Consider the following 16170-nt stretch of genomic DNA (forward strand, 5'->3'; position numbering starts at 1 on the left):
TATGTCGATCACAACACGCCCAACGCAGCCCCAAGACGCTGACGCCATGTGCGCGCTGCTGAACCCGATTATCGAAGAGGGTGCGACCACTGCACATCGCCGCCTGTTTGATGCTGACCGAATGCGCGACACGCATATCACAGCCCCGCTTTTGATCCGCACCACATTGGCGTTCGAAGGCGACACGCTTTTGGGTTTTCAACTGCTTGAATGGGCCGACCCGAACTATGACGGACCAGAAGCCTTGCCGGAAGGCTGGGCCGTCATCGCATCCTTCGTGCATATGGGCGCGCAAGGCAAAGGCGTGGGACAAATCCTGTGGCGCGATACGCTGCTTGCCGCAAAGCAAGCCGGAGTTTCCGTCATCGACGCAACCATCCGCACGGACAATACTCCGGGGTTGGCATACTATTCTGGGTTGGGATTCAGAGACTATTCCAGTGTAAATGGCTTTGAGCTGTCCGATGGAGAGCTTGTCGACAAGATCCGAAAACGTTTCGATTTCGCCTAGGTACAGACGCGCCCATGCTGGCCTTCGCCTTGTTTCCAGCCCACGAAACGCTCTGACGTGAAGGTCAGTTCAAGATCGCCCCACCGCATGCGCTGTGCAATGCCGGTCGGGCAACCTGTAAGCGGAAGAACGGCCGGACGGCCAAGTTCACGGGTCAGCGCAGGGATCACACCCTTGGGCGAACGTCCGAAATCCACCCGCTGCGCGCTGGGCTGAACGGCCAGCCCCTGTGCGTCGGGCAGAAACGTCGCACCTTTACGGGGTTGGACCTGTGCGCTGGGTTGCACGCAGGCCGACAGCGCCACAACAACGCCAAATGCCGCGCAAACGCACCTCATTTCGGGCTGCGTTTGGCCAGAATGCGCTGAAGCGTACGACGATGCATGTTCAGACGGCGCGCTGTCTCGGACACATTGCGGTCGCACAGCTCGTATACACGCTGGATATGCTCCCACCGGACACGGTCGGCGGACATTGGGTTCTCTGGGGGTGGGGGAAGCTCGTCTGGAAGGGCCAGAAGGGCAGCGGTGATGTCATTCGCATCGGCAGGCTTGGACAGGTAATCCGCAGCACCTAGCTTGACCGCAGCGACCGCCGTGGCAATCGCACCATACCCCGTCAAAACCACAATCCGGGCATCGGGGCGTTTGTCACGGATGGTTTCCACCACATCCAACCCATTGCCATCGTCAAGCCGCAGATCAACCACTGCATAGGCGGGTGGACGGGCGGTGGCGATGGCCCTGCCGGCAGCGACTGACCCTGCTGTTTCGGGTGCAAAACCACGTTTTTCCATTGCCCGCGCCAAACGGCGCAGGAATGGTTCGTCGTCATCTACCAAAAGCAGGGATGCGTCTTCACCAATCGGCATGAGTTCCTCATCGGTCATCGCAGCACCTCCGGATTTGCATCTGCTTCATGTTACCTAGGTATTTTGTACCGTAAGGTCAATTTTGACGCTGCGATGCACTCTATGCACCGGCATCAATAAAACAGCCCACGCGCTGGGCCATAGAGGCTGCAGTTTCGTCACGCTTGAAGAAATCTGCAAAGCCGCTTTCGGGGAACATCAGATAGGTAAAGGTCGAGTGATCCATCAGGTAATACTCTTCCATCCCTTCTTCGGGCTCCTGCTTGCGGAAATAGGTCTTGTAGGCCTGACTTGCGGCTTTGACCTGTTCGGGCGTTCCGGTCAGACCAATCATGTTCTCATGCATATAGCTGGTGAAATCCGCCAGATGCTCGGGCGTGTCGCGTTCCGGATCGACTGAAACAAAGGCCGACTGCACATCATAGCCCTGACCGTCCAGAATGCGCATCGCCTCGGCGTTGCGGGCGTTGTCCAAGGGGCAAACATCGGGGCAGAACGTATAGCCGAAATACACAAGCGTGGGCTTGGTGATCACGTCTTTCTCGGTCACAGCGGCGCCAGTTTCATCCACCAGCTCAAACGGCCCCCCGATCGAGGCAACGCCGGTTCCCACAGCGCCCGCACGACATTCCGCAAACGCATCTTCTTCGCCACTGGTGACAAACCACGTCACCCCGACAAGCGCCACAATCGCTGTGGCCGCCGATACTGCATAGATGCGTTGCATAGAATTTCTCCGATCTGTTCGCGCAGGCATTGATCCCGCCTTTCTTCAGGACTAGCAAGAGAACACAATGACGCAACCCAAAAGCGGATCTGGGTGATCACAATTGGCGGAACAACAGACAGACCCGGCCACAGATGCCTTACCCGCCACCCAGCAGCGCAGCTGGGTGCGCCTGCGCACGCTGATCTTACTGCGTTGGGCTGCGATAGCGGGGCAAATCGCAGCGATCGCCGTGGCGGTGTCTTTCTTTTCGGTGCAGATACCCTTTGGTCTGGTGGCAGCAGTCATCGGTGCTGCGGTCATCGCCAATCTTGTTTTCTCGGCGCTTTTTCCGCGTAACACACGGCTGAACGAACGCCGTGCCACCGGCATTTTGGTCTTCGACACACTGCAATTGGGCGCGATGATGTTTCTGACGGGGGGCATCCACAATCCGTTCATGGTTTTGATCCTTGCCCCTGTGACTGTCGCCGCGACTGCGTTGTCGACGCGATCAACCGTGATTGTGGGCGCTATTGCTGTGGCCGCGACCAGCTTTGTCACCTGGATCAACCTGCCGCTGCAAACTGCATCTGGCGTTCTGCAGATGCCCAGCTTGTTTGTCTTTGGCCTGTGGGCGGCGGTCACGATATCTGTTGGATTTATCGGGCTTTATACGCACCGGATTTCATCCGAGATGCGATCGATGTCCGAAGCGCTTCTGGCCACACAAATGGCCCTGTCGCGGGAACAGAACCTGACCGATCTTGGCGGCGTGGTTGCTGCGGCCGCCCATGAGCTTGGCACCCCCCTTGCCACAATCAAGCTTGTATCGTCCGAGCTGGTAGAAGAACTGGAAGGTCAGGACGAGCTGCGCGACGACGCGCGCTTGATTGGCGAACAGGCCAACCGATGCCGCGACATCCTGCAATCCATGGGCCGGGCGGGCAAAGATGACATGTTGGTCAAACATGCCCCACTGATTGCGCTGATCGACGAGGCTGCAGAACCCCACCGCGAACGTGGAAAATCGCTTGAGATCGAAATCGCCTGCGTCGAGGCCGACCCGATGCATCAACCCGTCATGGTGCGACGTCCCGAGATCATCCACGGGCTGCGCAACTTGATTCAGAACGCTGTGGATTTCGCCTCGACCAAGGTGTGGATCGAGATGTGTTGGAACGACGAACGTATCACCATTCGCATTCTGGACGATGGCAAAGGGTATTCTCCGCAGGTTCTGGGCTGGATCGGTGATCCATTCATTCGCCGCCGCAAGTCACAGGCAGAGCGTGGTCAGCGTCAGGCGTATAAAGGCATGGGGCTGGGGCTGTTCATCGCAAAAACGTTGCTAGAACGCACAGGGGCGACACTAAACTTCGCTAATGCATCGTCACCTTATACCGGTCGCCCGCATCCGCGCGAAAAATCCGGTGCTATAGCGCAGGTGGAATGGCAGCGGGGTACGCCCGGACTCGAGGCGACAGACACCAGTGCGGCCTTGGGCGAGAACACCCATTTCACACATCACGACGGCTAGAACCCCTTACGACACAGGGCGTTCAGCACGATTAAACCTTCATTAACCACACTAGCCTAGGGTTAATCCGTTGATAACGCGGGAGGCAGCCCGCTGAAACGACAGGTGTGGACATGCTGAATACTCTTTATGCAGTGGCTTTGGTGCTGACAGCGCTTACGATCTCGATCGCAGCGCTTTATATTCTGGCATTGCTGGATCCGGCACGGGACCGAAAGCTGGGCAGTCAGACCGCGCGCGAAAAAGACAGCGTGGTGTTTCTGTTCGACGATCAAGTGCTGACAGATACAACCCCGGCGGGGCGCGAAATACTGGATGCTTTGCCGCGCGACAGATCCGGTTCCGACTGGCTGCATCTATCGCAAATTCTGGACGCTCGTTTTCCCAACCTCACCGAACAGGTTGGCGATCTAGCCGAGCTTGGAACGCTCTCGATCCCATCAGCGGACAACGCGCATCAGATTGATGCGGAATGGCGCGATGGGCTGGCCCGGATCGAATTGAAAAGCATCCACACCAACGAAACCGCCCCCATCGTAGATCGGATGAGCTTTGACGCAATGCGGTACGAACTGGACGGGCTTCGGGCCACGGCGCAGCATGTTCCAGTGATGATCTGGCGCGAAGATGACAACGGCAAAATCACATGGGCGAACAAATCCTATCTTGATCACGCCATCGACCCTAACGCACCTGACGGCGTGGCCAGCTGGCCCCCGCAGAAGCTGTTTGATCGCCCGCGACTTGAAGACGTCAAAAATCTTGAAACACCCCGACGCGTCGCGGTGCAGCTTCCCGCTGATGGCAAGCGCCATTGGTTCGAACTGTATGACGCCCCATTGGGGGATGAAACCCTGCTGACCGCCATCCCCGTGGATCGCGTTGTCACCGCAGAAAAATCACGGGCCGAGTTCGTGACCACCCTGACCAAGACCTTCGCGCATCTGCCCATCGGTCTGGCCATTTTTGATCGCAAACGACAGCTTAGCCTGTTCAACCCAGCGCTCACCGACATTCTGGCGATGAGCGCATCGTTTCTGGTTGGCCAGCCCACGCTGTTCACGTTCCTGGACCGTCTGCGCGAAAAACGGATGATGCCAGAGCCGAAGGACTATGTCTCGTGGCGGCAACAGATGGCAGATCTTGAAAGCGCGGCTGTGAACGGCACTTATGAAGAAACGTGGTCATTGCCGACCGGCCAGACCTATCGCGTGACGGGGCGCCCGCACCCGGATGGCGCTGTGGCGTTCCTGTTTGAAGACATCACTTCGGAAATCTCGCTCACCCGCCGCTTCCGTCGCGAGCTTGAGATGGGCCAGTCCGCGCTGGACTGTATCGAAGACGCCATTGCAATCTTCTCGCCCGGTGGGGTGCTGTCCATGTCGAACGCGGCCTATACCAAGCTTTGGGGCAATGATCCCTCGACCACGCTGGAAGACATCAATCTGGGCGACGCGATCCGCACATGGCGCGGAACGGCTGGCGATACACCCGTTTGGCGGATGCTGAAAGAATTCGTCGCCGCACACGGAGAGCGCCAGACCTGGACCGACCGCATCGCCCTGCTGGATGGGCGTCAGATCGATTGCCAATTCGTACCCATGGTGCGTGGTGCCACGATGGCCCGATTTAGCATCAACCCCGCCCAGCGTGACCTGCAACCAGAGCCGAAAACCGCCCTGTCGTTGACGCCCTAACCCACCATCAGGTGATCCGGTCTTGCACCGACGGTCAGGGCGTCTAAAACTCGGGTCATGACGCACAGCTTTCACCTTGATCTTGCTTTTCCGACCCCAGATCACACCACTGCATTTGCGGCCGCGCTTGCCGATCAGTTGGCGCCCGGAGATGTGATCTTGCTGTCTGGCGGGATTGGTGCCGGGAAGACTCATTTTGCACGGTCGGTGATCCAGCACCGTCTCGCCGCGCAAGGGCGTGCCGAGGACGTCCCATCGCCCACCTTCACCTTGGTGCAGACCTATGACGATCCCGTTTGCGAGATCTGGCATTCTGACCTCTATCGCCTGACCCACCCGGACGAGGTGGAAGAACTGGGCCTAATCGACGCCTTCGATACGGCGATTTGCCTTGTTGAATGGCCTGACCGTTTGGGCGCGCTAACCCCGCAAAACGCGGTGCACATCGAATTCTCGGCGGATGCGGCTTCCGACAACCCGGATCTGCGCAATGCTCAAATTTCAGGGCAGGCCGACCGCTGGGAAACCCGCATACAAAAGGCGCTGCAATGAGCGACCCGCGCGCACAGGCCCGCAACGCGTTTCTGGCCACAACCGACTGGGCGCATACGTCGTTCACAGCGCTGACCGGGGACGCTTCTGCACGACGATATTTTCGCGCCGATCAACAGGCCCCTGCGATCCTGATGGACGCACCACGGCAAAGCTGCGGCTCGATGCAGCCTTTTGTCGATATGGCGCGGCATCTGTCTTCCCTTGGATTGTCTGCCCCGTCAATATTTGCGGCAGATCTGACAAATGGGTTTATACTGCTCGAAGACTTCAGAGATGACGATTTCGCTTCGCTGATCGACAGCGATCCGCAGCTTGAGAACAGTCTCTATTCAAGCGCAATTGACGTAATCCATACAGTTTTGGACGCCCCGCCGGCACAGGTTCCAGACTATGGTATTTCAGATATGGCGCGGGCCTGCGATCTTGCGTTTCTGCACTACGCTCCGCAGCCCCACACGATCGTGGACGAGGCCCTTGCCACCATCGAAGATGCCCTATCCCCGTTTAAATCGGAGCTGCGCACGTCCTTACGCGACTTCCATGCGCAGAATTTGCATTGGCTGCCCAGTCGATCAGGCGTTGCCCGCGTGGGGCTTCTGGATTTTCAGGACGCTGTGAATACGCTGCCCAGCTATGACCTAGTGTCGCTGCTGCGCGATGTCCGGCGTGACGTCTCGGACGATCTGGCGCACAAAGCCCGAAAGGATTTTGCGATACGCCGTGGGTTGGATCATGATGGATTTCAGGACGAATTCCACCTTGTCGCCGTACAGCGAAACCTGCGCATCCTCGGCATTTTCGCGCGCCTATCGAAGGAAATGGGGAAACCGGGATATGTCGACTTGATCCCCCGGGTTTGGAACCTATTGCAAGCAGATCTGGCCCACCCGCCACTGACCAAACTGCGCACGCAGCTGAATGCAATCCTGCCAGAACCCGACACAGCGTATCTTGAAAGGCTCAGACAGCCATGCCCGACACCGTGATGATCTTCGCCGCAGGCCGCGGCACCCGCATGGGCGCATTGACGGACGCACAGCCCAAGCCAATGGTATCTGTCGCGGGCAAGCCACTGCTGGATCACGCGTTGCAGGTGGTTGATGGCTCCGAAGCCATCTCGAAGATCGTGGTGAACACGCATTATCTGGCAGATCAGATCCACACGCATCTGGCAGATCGGGATGTTCTGTTTTCGCACGAAGAGGAACTTCTTGAAACGGGTGGAGGTCTGAAACAGGCTCTAGCCCTGCGCAATATGCCTGAGCTGGTCACCCTGAATGCAGACGCAACGTGGTCTGGCCCAAATCCAATAAACGCACTTCTAAAGGCATGGGATCCGTCGCGAATGGACGCTTTGTTGCTGATGGTTCCACCTGAGAATGCCATTGGCCACCTTGGAAAGGGTGATTTCACGATGGCCCCCGACGGGCAACTAACGCGTGGCCCCGGACTGGTCTATGTCGGGTGCCAGATTATCAAATCATCACGTGTGGCGCAGGTGACCGATGACGTGTTCTCGTTGAACGTGGTGTGGGATGTCATTCGTCAATCCAGCCGCCTTTTCGGGTTAAGCTACTCTGGTCGCTGGTGCGATGTTGGGCATCCCGGCGGGATCGAGCTGGCGGAACAGATGCTAGGCGACACCCATGTTTGATCCCACCCCTTCTGCCCGCGTATTCGGAGTTTCCTTGGGTGTTGATTTCCCCAAAGCACTGGTCCACGGGCTGCGCGCACGGATGCGGAACCGACCCCCACATGAAATGGCGCAGGTCGAACTGTTCGTGAACTCTCGCCGGATGCTGAACCGCGTTCGTGATCTGTTTGATGATGAAGCGGGATTTGTTCCACGCCTGCGCCTGATCACCGACTTGGCTCAGATGTCTTTGGACGACACCGTTCCAGCCGCCGTTGCCCCCCTACGCCGTCAGCTTGAGCTGCACCAACTGATCCTTGCCCTTCTGGAAAAAGAGCCCGATCTTGCGCCAAAAAGCGCAGCTTTTGATCTGGCTGAAAGTGTTGCCCAACTAATGGACGAAATGCATGGTGAAGGTGTAAATCCCGCCGCGTTAGAGACACTTGATGTCCAGGATATGTCCGAACATTGGGCGCGAAGTCTGCGGTTTTTATCGTTGATCAACCCATTCTTTGACCCCAGCGCCGGACATGCGCCGGACGTTGAAACCCGGCAACGAATGGTGGTGTCAAAGATCATCGAAGGCTGGCAGGTGACGCCCCCGCAACATCCAATCGTGATTGCCGGTTCAACCGGATCACGGGGCACCACGGCGCTGTTGATGCAGGCGGTTGCCAATCTGCCTCAGGGCGCATTGATTCTTCCGGGCTTTGATACTGATTTGCCGAAGCAGACCTGGAACGATCTGGACGATGCATTGTCGGCAGAAGATCACCCGCAATACCGATTTGCCGCCTTGCTGAAGCGATTGGATCTTACGCGCGGGGACGTTCAAAACTGGACGGATCTGCCCACGATCGCGACGGAACGGAACAAACTCATATCGCTTGCGTTGCGGCCTGCACCTGTAACCGATCAATGGCAGATCGAGGGCCGACAGTTTGAAGGCATCGCCCAAGCCACCGAAGGCCTGACGCTGATCGAAGCTCAGAAACCGCGAGACGAGGCGCTGGCGATTGCCGCGCTTCTGCGTCGATCCGTCGATGATGGGATCAGCACCGCGTTGATCACACCAGATCGAAATCTGACCCGTCAGGTTGCTGCCGCTTTGGATCGCTGGAATATCGAACCTGATGACAGCGCAGGTCGCCCGCTGGCCCTGTCCGCGCCGGGCCGCTTTTTGCGACAAATCACCGTAATGATGAGCGAGGGGCCAGCGGCAGATCGCCTTTTGGCGCTTCTAAAGCACCCGCTGACCAACACCGGCGGTGACGCCCGCGGGAACCATCTGCGTTGGACACGTGATCTGGAACTTCAGGTGCTGCGGGGCGCTGCCTCGGTGCCGGACCGTGAAGAACTGACGCAGTGGGCACTGAAATTTGAGGAAGAGCCAGATCGCGCTGTCTGGGTTGATTGGGTCGCCACCATTTGTCTGGCGCCACCGCTTGGCAACGACATGCCCCTGACAGAACTTCTGGAACATCACTTGGAACTGGCCCGCGCCATTGCACGTGGCCCTTCAGGTGATGATACCGGCGAGCTTTGGAACCGTGCCGCGGGGCAGATGTGCCACGAAATCGTGTCTAATCTAGCAGAAAATGCAACATTCGGCGGGGAACTGTCACCGCTTGCCTATCGCGATCTCTTCCGGTCCATCTTGTCCAAAGGAGAGGTCCGTGACCCCAACACACCCCATCCCGAGGTGATGTTCTGGGGCACACTCGAAGCACGCGTGCAAGGCGCAGATCGTGTGATTCTTGCCGGTCTGAACGACGGGGTTTGGCCCGAACTGCCCGGACCGGATCCGTGGCTTAACCGTCAAATGCGCCTGCAAGCGGGGCTTCCCTTGCCCGAGCGCCGTGTCGGTCTGTCCGCGCATGATTTCCAACAGGCCGTCGCCTCGAAAGAGGTGATCCTGACCCGATCGGTCAAAGACGAAGACAGCGAAACCGTCCCGTCGCGCTGGCTGAACCGCATATGCAATCTGATGGCAGGCATGTCAGACGCGGGCGAGAAAGCGCTAGATGATATGCGTGCGCGTGGGGCTAAATGGCTTGAGTTCGCCAGCACGATCGACCAACCGACAGAGACTATTGCGTCTGAGAAACGTCCATCCCCCGCGCCCCCCGCGTCATCCCGGCCACGCCAATTATCGGCAACGGGTGTTTCAAAGCTGATCCGTGATCCGTTTGCGGTATATGCCGACAAGGTTTTGCATCTGCGTGCACTGGATCCGTTGCAGCGCGGGTCCGACGCGCTAATGCGCGGGACAGTTTTGCACGATGTGTTCGAGAAATATGTGGATTCTCCGCCAGACGATCCCGATCCAACGCAAGAACAAGTTCGTTTGCGTGACATCGCAGATCAGGTTTTGGCCGATCAGGTGCCGAACCTTGCAACGCGCATTCTGTGGAAAGCGCGGATCGACCGGATCGCACCTTGGTTTGTCGGGCAAGAACTGCAACGACGCGCATTCTCTCGTAACCAAGCAAACGAAGTTTGGGGGCGTGTAAGATTTGAAGATCCGGAGTTTGAACTGGTTGCCAAGGCGGACCGGATCGACCGGCACCAGAACGGGTCTTTGTTGATTTATGATTATAAAACCGGCTCTCCCCCGAACGAGAAGCAACAAAAGCACTTCGACAAGCAGCTGCTACTTGAGGCCGTGATTGCCGAAATTGGTGGGTTTGAAGATATCGATTCTGCATCTGTGTCGATGGTCAGCTATATCGGCCTGACCCCGCAGAAAGAGGTCGCAACCAACCTGTCCAGCGCTGACATCGATACCGTCAAAGAAGAGCTATTGAGCCTTATTAGTGCCTATTCCGACGAAAATCAGGGCTATACATCACGCCGCGCCATGCACATGCAGCGCTTCGCCGGTGACTATGATCATCTGGCGCGATTTGGCGAATGGGATGACAGCGACACCCCTATGGTAACCGAGGTCGGACGATGAAATTTAACGATGCGACCCTTGCGCAGATCCGCGCGGCTGATCCGACGGCCTCGACCTGGTTATCGGCGAATGCGGGATCTGGAAAAACCCGTGTTCTGACCGACCGGGTGGCCCGGTTGCTGCTGGATGGCGTATCGCCGCAGAACATCCTGTGCCTGACCTATACAAAAGCTGCCGCAAGCGAGATGCAGAACCGCCTGTTCAAGCGCTTGGGTGAATGGGCGATGAAGGATGATGACAGCCTGACCAAAGCACTGGCCGAACTGGGCGTCGAGGGCACGCGCGATCTGTCACTGGCCCGACAACTGTTCGCCCGCGCAATTGAAACGCCCGGCGGTTTGAAAATTCAGACGATCCACGCCTATTGCGCCTCGCTTTTGCGCCGTTTCCCGACCGAAGCGGGCGTGTCGCCGCAGTTCACCGAAATGGACGACCGCGCAGCAAATGATCTGCGCGCGCGCATTTTGGAGCAACTCAGCGACGGGCCGCATAAGGGGTTGGTTCAAGATCTGGCGCAGCTGTTCACCGGTGAAGACCTGACGCGACTGACTGCGGGGGTGACCTCGGCCCGGATGTTGTTTGGGGATGCAAAGGACGCTGCGCAGATAAACAATTGGTTTGGGCTGGCCGCTGGGGATGAGCTGCAAGCCGTGCTTCAGGATTGTTTTGCGCCCGAGGATCTGGAGCTTCTGACCAAGTTCCACGCAGGTTCGGCAACCGGAAGTGCACAAGATCAGAAGCGGGCGGACGCCCTGCAAGGCGCAGACCTAAGTCAGCCAAACTTGGATCTGTTGCAGCGTTTGGAAAAGATACTCCTGCTGCAGAAACCGCCATATTCCGCCAAGATAGGCTCTGTTCCAACCAAGTCTCTGCAAACTGGAGCTCTTGCGCCCATCATGGATCAGTTGAACGATCTGATGACGCGGGTCGAAGATGCGCGGCACAAACGGCTGGCCCTGCACAACGCGCGGCGCACGCAGGTTCTGTACCGGTTCGCGCATGTCTTCGTGCAAGAATACGAGGCCGCCAAGCTGGCGCGGGGTTGGCTGGATTTTGACGATCTGATCCTGAAAGCCGGCGGGCTTTTGACCGATCCATCCGTGGCCGCTTGGGTGCTGTTTAAACTGGATGGTGGCATCGACCACATTCTGGTCGACGAGGCGCAAGATACCAGTCCCGTGCAATGGCGCGTGATTGACAGTCTGGCGCGTGAATTCACCACCGGATCGGGCGCGCGGGATGATATCGAACGCACCATTTTCGTTGTGGGCGACCCGAAACAGTCGATTTACTCGTTCCAAGGCGCGGAACCGGCCGAGTTTCAACGCATGCAACACAGCTTTGCAGATCGGTTGCAGCAGGTAGGGCGGGCACTGGCGGTGCAGCCGCTGGAATATTCCTTTCGGTCCTCGCCCGCCGTGCTGGGATTCGTGGACATGGCGCTTGAGGGGCGCTCGGGCCTTGGTGGCAGCTTCAAGCACCGGGCGTTCTTCGGGGACAAACCGGGGCGCGTGGATCTGTGGCCCCCGATCGAGCCGGTGAAACACGAAGAAGATCGCGACTGGAACGATCCGGTCGATCGACCCTCGCCGCGGGATCATCGCGTGCAACTGGCTGACAATCTGGCGGATGAAATCCAACGGATGATCCGCGAAGAGCGTTTGCCCGACGACAAAGGCGGCTCGCGCCCTGTTGATCCCGGCGATATTCTGGTGCTTGTCCGGTCCCGCAGCGAGCTGTTTCACGAGCTGATCCGCGCCTGTAAAGCCCGCGATATTCCGATTGCCGGGGCGGACCAGCTGCGCATTGGGGCCGAGCTTGCGGTGAAGGATTTGACCGCGCTTTTGTCTTTCCTCGCCACGCCCGAGGATGATTTATCGCTGGCCACCGTCTTGCGTTCCCCCCTGTTTGGGTGGAGCGAAGATGATCTGTTCCGGCTGGCACATTATCGCGACAAGAAGACCTTCCTGTGGCGAGCGTTATCTGACGATGAAGACCAATACTCCGCGACGTTAGAGACACTTCATGACCTAAGGGACCGCGCGGATTTCTTACGTCCTTACGAGCTCTTGGAACGTATCCTGACGCGCCATGGGGGGCGCAGGAAACTGCTTGCCCGCTTGGGGCAAGAGGCAGAGGACGGGATTGACGCGCTGTTGCATCAGGCAATGAATTACGAACGGTCAGAGATCCCCAGTCTGACCGGCTTTATCAGCTGGTTGGAAAGCGGCGACATCACGATCAAGCGTCAGGTGGACAGCAAAGGGCATCTGGTGCGTGTGATGACAATCCACGGGTCGAAAGGGCTTGAGGCACCGATCGTTCTGTTGCCGGATCTGGCAGCGCGGCGCGCGTCTGACCCGCCTCAGATCGGGAAGCTGGCGCAGGATCGCCCCTTCTGGTTCCCGTCAAAACCAGATCGGACCGAGGCGATTGAGGGCGTCGCCGAAGACCTGAAAGAAGCCGAGATCGAAGAGCGTACGCGGCTGTTATATGTCGCCATGACTCGGGCCGAGCAGTGGTTGATCCTTGCAGCGGCAGGTGATCTGGGGAAAGCCGACACGGGTTGGTACCGCGTCTGTGAAACTGCGATGGAGATGGCAGGCGGGGCCACATGCGAGTTTCCGACTGGCACAGGCAAACGGTATGCGACCGGAGAATGGCCAGATTTGGGCGTAAATGACCCAACCGCACAGGCCATTTCCCGGAACCCGTTGCCAGAATGGCTGACGACGCAGGCCGCGCCGCCGGTCAACACCCCCAAACCGTTGTCTCCGTCCGATCTGGGGGGCGCAAAAGCGTTGCCCGGCGAGGCTGAACTGGCGGGCAGCCATGATCCGCTGGTGCGCGGTCGGCAAATCCACCTGTTACTGGAACATCTGCCAACCACACCCGCAGACAGATGGGAGGCATTGGCGCAGCATCTGCTGTCCTCTGGCCCCGATGCGGCGGAACCCGATGTGATCCGCACCCTGACGGACGAAGTTTCAGCCCTGTTGACCGATCCCGCCCTGACACATCTGTTTGACGGAAACAGCATTGCCGAGGCGCCCATCACCGGGCGTTTACCAGACGCGCCACATCAGATCTTGCATGGCTATATCGACCGATTGATCGTCACAGATGATCGCGTGCTGGTGGTGGATTTCAAATCCAACCGCCTTGTCCCGACCCATCCAGACCAAACGCCCGAAGGTCTGTTGCGGCAAATGGGGGCTTATCGCTGGATGTTGCAGGCGATTTATCCGCATACACCGATCCACACCGCAATCCTGTGGACACAAACGCGTGAGCTGATGGCGTTAGACACGCAACTTGTCGATGACGCATTTGGTCGCCTTGACGCTGGGGGTCTGGCTACCTAGGTTCTGAGCAACCAAATTTTAGGAGAATGCTAATGGCAACCGTCGCTGTCACCGATGCCACCTTTGACGCAGAAGTCCGCAACTCGGACATCCCTGTCGTTGTTGATTTCTGGGCCGAATGGTGTGGCCCTTGCAAACAGATTGGACCAGCTTTGGAAGAGCTTTCGGTCGAATATGAAGGCAAGGTCAAGATCGTAAAGGTAGACGTGGACAACAACCCAAACTCACCTGCTCAGGTAGGTGTACGCGGCATTCCTGCCTTGTTCATCTTCAAGGACGGTCAGGTGATCTCGAACAAGGTTGGCGCAGCTCCGAAAGCAGCCCTGCAGTCGTGGATCGACGAAAGCGTCTGATCCGGCACATTGCCAGAAATAAAAAGCCCCGCATTTTGCGGGGCTTTTTTGTTTCAATGCTGATCAGTGGTCAGATCAACAGAACCTGTGCGCCATTTTTCGTCAGCGCGAAAAGCTCGGCGATGTGTTCATTATACAGACCAATGCAACCATTCGACGACTGACGCCCGATCTTGCGCGTGTCATGCGTGCCGTGGATCCGGTAGTATTTCCAGCCCAGATACAGAGCGTGCGTTCCCAGCGGGTTGTCCGGACCGGGACCAACAAAGGCGGGCCATTCCGGGTTGCGCTTACGCATCGCCGGGGTTGGCGCCCAGGACGGGCCTTCCACTTTACGGATCACACTTGTGCGGCCGCGACGGGTCAGATCTTCGCTTAAAGGAACCGACGTTGGATACAGACGATAATCCGTCTGATCCTCGGACCAATAGTGCAAACAGCGCGAACTGATATCCACCAAAAGCACACCATTCTTCGTATTGCTGAAATAGGGTCGCCAATCCAGCGTGCGGAAGCTTGAAATATTGCGCTTCACAACTTCGGTCAGGTCACGCTCGACTGCGGTCGAGTTATCAAACTGCGCAATGGCGGGCGTCACGGCCCCCCCTGCAACTGCAGCGGCACCACCCAAAAAAGCGCGGCGCCCAAGTGTCAATCCTGCCTTGTCCTTCATTTCGCCACTCCAAACAATTTACGTCTATTCCCCATTTCTATATTGCGCGTTCGCATCAGTCGCAATTCAAACCACTGTGAAATCGGCAAGATCACGCCCCCTTTGTTTGAATTCATCGCATTCTATCTATAGAGAGGCTTGGAAACACGTATTTATTGGTGAGATACAAATGCGCGCGATTTTGTTGGCATTGGCTGCTGCCACCGCTTTGACAGCATGTACGACAAGCACAACCACGACCGGAAACGGCGTCAGAGTGTATCGGATTTCTGCGGTCAAGACCTCGACCATCCAGTATCGCATGCTGGATTCGGTGAACGAACTGCGTGCTGCTTCTGGTATGGGACCCATGCAGTTGAACAGTCAACTGAACGCCGCAGCCAAAACCCACGCCCAAGACATGTCGGTTCAAAATCGCCCATGGCACTTTGGTTCTGATGGCTCATCGCCGGTAGATCGCGCCCGTCGCGTAGGGTATTCAGGGCTGTATATCGGCGAAACGATTTCCGAGACCTTTGAAAGCGAACTTCAGACCCTCTCGGCTTGGATGGCAGATCCCTATACACGCCGGATCATCATGGATCCACGCGGCCGCAACATGGGTTTCTCGTGGCACCAAGAGCGTAACGGCAAGATCTGGTGGGTGCTGGAAGTTGGCGCATAACGCCGGATTAGTGACTGATGTGAAAGACCCAACCAACCAGGTGGGTCTTTTCTTTTAGGGATTTACGTCAATCACTGTGCCCAACCGAACCATGGTGTAGATCTCTATCATCTCGCGATCCGTAACCGAGATACAGCCCGCCGTCCAATCAGGTCCATCCGGATCTTTAGGGCGCGGCCCACCATGGATGAAAATCTCGCCTCCGGGCTTCTTTCCCTGGGCCTTAGCATATTCCACATCCTCGCGGTTGGGATATGAAATGCCGATTGACAGATAGAACGCACTATTGGGATTGCGACGATCGATGACATAGCGCCCCTCGGGCGTTTTCCCATCTCCTTCGAACTGCTTGTGTCCCTCCGGCGCAAAACCCAGATCGACATCATAGCTTTTTAGCACTTCGGTCCCGTGCAGAAGATACATCTTACGGTCACCCTTATTCACGACGATGCGCGTCACCTCGGGTCCGTCATATTGATGGACCTTGTCCCCGCACGAAGCGGTAAAAAAAAGGGCAAGCACTGCTGCGATTGCGACGACGGTTCTCATTTATCACCCGTATTATTATTTGGCCTCATGGTATCCAGCGCGAAAGGTGACTCAAACCTGATTGAGCCCACGCCACGGATTAACGCGATTTCCA

At 57.5% G+C, this 16170-nt stretch carries 15 protein-coding genes; 10 read left to right on the plus strand and 5 right to left on the minus strand.

Annotated features, from left to right (window positions below):
• Nucleotide 1 precedes the first annotated feature (1 nt).
• On the plus strand, nt 2-511 hold the full coding sequence (locus FIL88_RS12540) for a GNAT family N-acetyltransferase (protein ID WP_142854221.1): 510 nt from the start codon (nt 2-4) through the stop codon (nt 509-511).
• On the opposite strand, the gene FIL88_RS12545 is transcribed toward FIL88_RS12540, so the two are convergent.
• The 3 genes from FIL88_RS12545 to FIL88_RS12555 all read right to left on the minus strand — a co-directional run bounded on the left by FIL88_RS12545 (nt 508) and on the right by FIL88_RS12555 (nt 2109).
• Nucleotides 508-849, minus strand: a complete 342-nt coding sequence (locus FIL88_RS12545; RefSeq protein ID WP_142854222.1) for a hypothetical protein — start codon at nt 847-849, stop codon at nt 508-510. The genes FIL88_RS12540 and FIL88_RS12545 overlap by 4 nt on opposite strands.
• Nucleotides 846-1400, minus strand: a complete 555-nt coding sequence (locus FIL88_RS12550; RefSeq protein WP_142854223.1) for an ActR/PrrA/RegA family redox response regulator transcription factor — start codon at nt 1398-1400, stop codon at nt 846-848. The genes FIL88_RS12545 and FIL88_RS12550 overlap by 4 nt, the downstream gene beginning before the upstream one ends.
• A gap of 82 nt (nt 1401-1482) precedes the next feature.
• Nucleotides 1483-2109 (minus strand): SCO family protein, encoded by a 627-nt coding sequence (locus tag FIL88_RS12555; protein WP_142854224.1) that lies wholly within the window; start codon nt 2107-2109, stop codon nt 1483-1485.
• A 103-nt stretch (nt 2110-2212) separates the two neighbouring features.
• On the opposite strand from FIL88_RS12555, the gene regB reads away from it, so the two are divergent.
• From regB to trxA, 8 genes are all read left to right on the plus strand, one after another.
• Nucleotides 2213-3628: a sensor histidine kinase RegB gene (gene regB / locus FIL88_RS12560; RefSeq protein ID WP_142854225.1), complete on the plus strand. Its 1416-nt coding sequence runs from the start codon at nt 2213-2215 to the stop codon at nt 3626-3628.
• A gap of 113 nt (nt 3629-3741) precedes the next feature.
• The gene (locus FIL88_RS12565; RefSeq protein ID WP_142854226.1) at nt 3742-5325 is read left to right on the plus strand and encodes a PAS-domain containing protein; all 1584 of its coding nucleotides are present in this window, start codon (nt 3742-3744) and stop codon (nt 5323-5325) included.
• 57 nt (nt 5326-5382) lie between these two features.
• Nucleotides 5383-5877: a tRNA (adenosine(37)-N6)-threonylcarbamoyltransferase complex ATPase subunit type 1 TsaE gene (gene tsaE, locus FIL88_RS12570; protein ID WP_142854227.1), complete on the plus strand. Its 495-nt coding sequence runs from the start codon at nt 5383-5385 to the stop codon at nt 5875-5877.
• Entirely contained in the window at nt 5874-6866 is a 993-nt protein-coding gene (locus tag FIL88_RS12575) for an aminoglycoside phosphotransferase family protein (RefSeq protein WP_142854228.1), read from the plus strand. The genes tsaE and FIL88_RS12575 overlap by 4 nt, the downstream gene beginning before the upstream one ends.
• A complete protein-coding gene (locus tag FIL88_RS12580) occupies nt 6851-7534 on the plus strand; it encodes a nucleotidyltransferase family protein (protein ID WP_142854229.1) in 684 nt (227 codons plus the stop codon). Before FIL88_RS12575 ends, FIL88_RS12580 begins: the two co-directional genes overlap by 16 nt.
• Nucleotides 7527-10472: a double-strand break repair protein AddB gene (gene addB / locus FIL88_RS12585; RefSeq protein WP_142854230.1), complete on the plus strand. Its 2946-nt coding sequence runs from the start codon at nt 7527-7529 to the stop codon at nt 10470-10472. The genes FIL88_RS12580 and addB overlap by 8 nt, the downstream gene beginning before the upstream one ends.
• On the plus strand, nt 10469-13837 hold the full coding sequence (addA, locus tag FIL88_RS12590; RefSeq protein WP_142854231.1) for a double-strand break repair helicase AddA: 3369 nt from the start codon (nt 10469-10471) through the stop codon (nt 13835-13837). Before addB ends, addA begins: the two co-directional genes overlap by 4 nt.
• Before the next feature lie 32 nt (nt 13838-13869).
• Nucleotides 13870-14190, plus strand: a complete 321-nt coding sequence (trxA, locus tag FIL88_RS12595) for a thioredoxin (RefSeq protein ID WP_142854232.1) — start codon at nt 13870-13872, stop codon at nt 14188-14190.
• A gap of 70 nt (nt 14191-14260) precedes the next feature.
• On the opposite strand, the gene FIL88_RS12600 is transcribed toward trxA, so the two are convergent.
• On the minus strand, nt 14261-14863 hold the full coding sequence (locus FIL88_RS12600) for a L,D-transpeptidase (RefSeq protein ID WP_142854233.1): 603 nt from the start codon (nt 14861-14863) through the stop codon (nt 14261-14263).
• A gap of 169 nt (nt 14864-15032) precedes the next feature.
• Between FIL88_RS12600 and dalA the strand changes: the two genes are divergently transcribed.
• Nucleotides 15033-15527: a divisome-associated lipoprotein DalA gene (gene dalA, locus FIL88_RS12605; RefSeq protein ID WP_142854234.1), complete on the plus strand. Its 495-nt coding sequence runs from the start codon at nt 15033-15035 to the stop codon at nt 15525-15527.
• Between the two features lie 54 nt (nt 15528-15581).
• On the opposite strand, the gene FIL88_RS12610 is transcribed toward dalA, so the two are convergent.
• Entirely contained in the window at nt 15582-16076 is a 495-nt protein-coding gene (locus FIL88_RS12610) for a L,D-transpeptidase family protein (RefSeq protein ID WP_142854235.1), read from the minus strand.
• Nucleotides 16077-16170 lie beyond the last annotated feature (94 nt).

This window comes from Aliiroseovarius halocynthiae (assembly GCF_007004645.1).
In the GTDB taxonomy this organism is placed as follows: Bacteria; Pseudomonadota; Alphaproteobacteria; order Rhodobacterales; family Rhodobacteraceae; genus Aliiroseovarius; species Aliiroseovarius halocynthiae.

Coding starts and splice junctions, on each gene's coding strand:
- FIL88_RS12550 (WP_142854223.1), bottom strand. CDS start 1,400: ATGACCGATGAGGAACTCATGCCGATTGGTGAAGACGCATCCCTGCTT.
- FIL88_RS12555 (WP_142854224.1), bottom strand. CDS start 2,109: ATGCAACGCATCTATGCAGTATCGGCGGCCACAGCGATTGTGGCGCTT.
- FIL88_RS12610 (WP_142854235.1), bottom strand. CDS start 16,076: ATGAGAACCGTCGTCGCAATCGCAGCAGTGCTTGCCCTTTTTTTTACC.
- FIL88_RS12565 (WP_142854226.1), top strand. CDS start 3,742: ATGCTGAATACTCTTTATGCAGTGGCTTTGGTGCTGACAGCGCTTACG.
- FIL88_RS12545 (WP_142854222.1), bottom strand. CDS start 849: ATGAGGTGCGTTTGCGCGGCATTTGGCGTTGTTGTGGCGCTGTCGGCC.
- trxA (WP_142854232.1), top strand. CDS start 13,870: ATGGCAACCGTCGCTGTCACCGATGCCACCTTTGACGCAGAAGTCCGC.
- FIL88_RS12540 (WP_142854221.1), top strand. CDS start 2: ATGTCGATCACAACACGCCCAACGCAGCCCCAAGACGCTGACGCCATG.
- FIL88_RS12575 (WP_142854228.1), top strand. CDS start 5,874: ATGAGCGACCCGCGCGCACAGGCCCGCAACGCGTTTCTGGCCACAACC.
- addB (WP_142854230.1), top strand. CDS start 7,527: ATGTTTGATCCCACCCCTTCTGCCCGCGTATTCGGAGTTTCCTTGGGT.
- FIL88_RS12580 (WP_142854229.1), top strand. CDS start 6,851: ATGCCCGACACCGTGATGATCTTCGCCGCAGGCCGCGGCACCCGCATG.
- FIL88_RS12600 (WP_142854233.1), bottom strand. CDS start 14,863: ATGAAGGACAAGGCAGGATTGACACTTGGGCGCCGCGCTTTTTTGGGT.
- addA (WP_142854231.1), top strand. CDS start 10,469: ATGAAATTTAACGATGCGACCCTTGCGCAGATCCGCGCGGCTGATCCG.
- tsaE (WP_142854227.1), top strand. CDS start 5,383: ATGACGCACAGCTTTCACCTTGATCTTGCTTTTCCGACCCCAGATCAC.
- dalA (WP_142854234.1), top strand. CDS start 15,033: ATGCGCGCGATTTTGTTGGCATTGGCTGCTGCCACCGCTTTGACAGCA.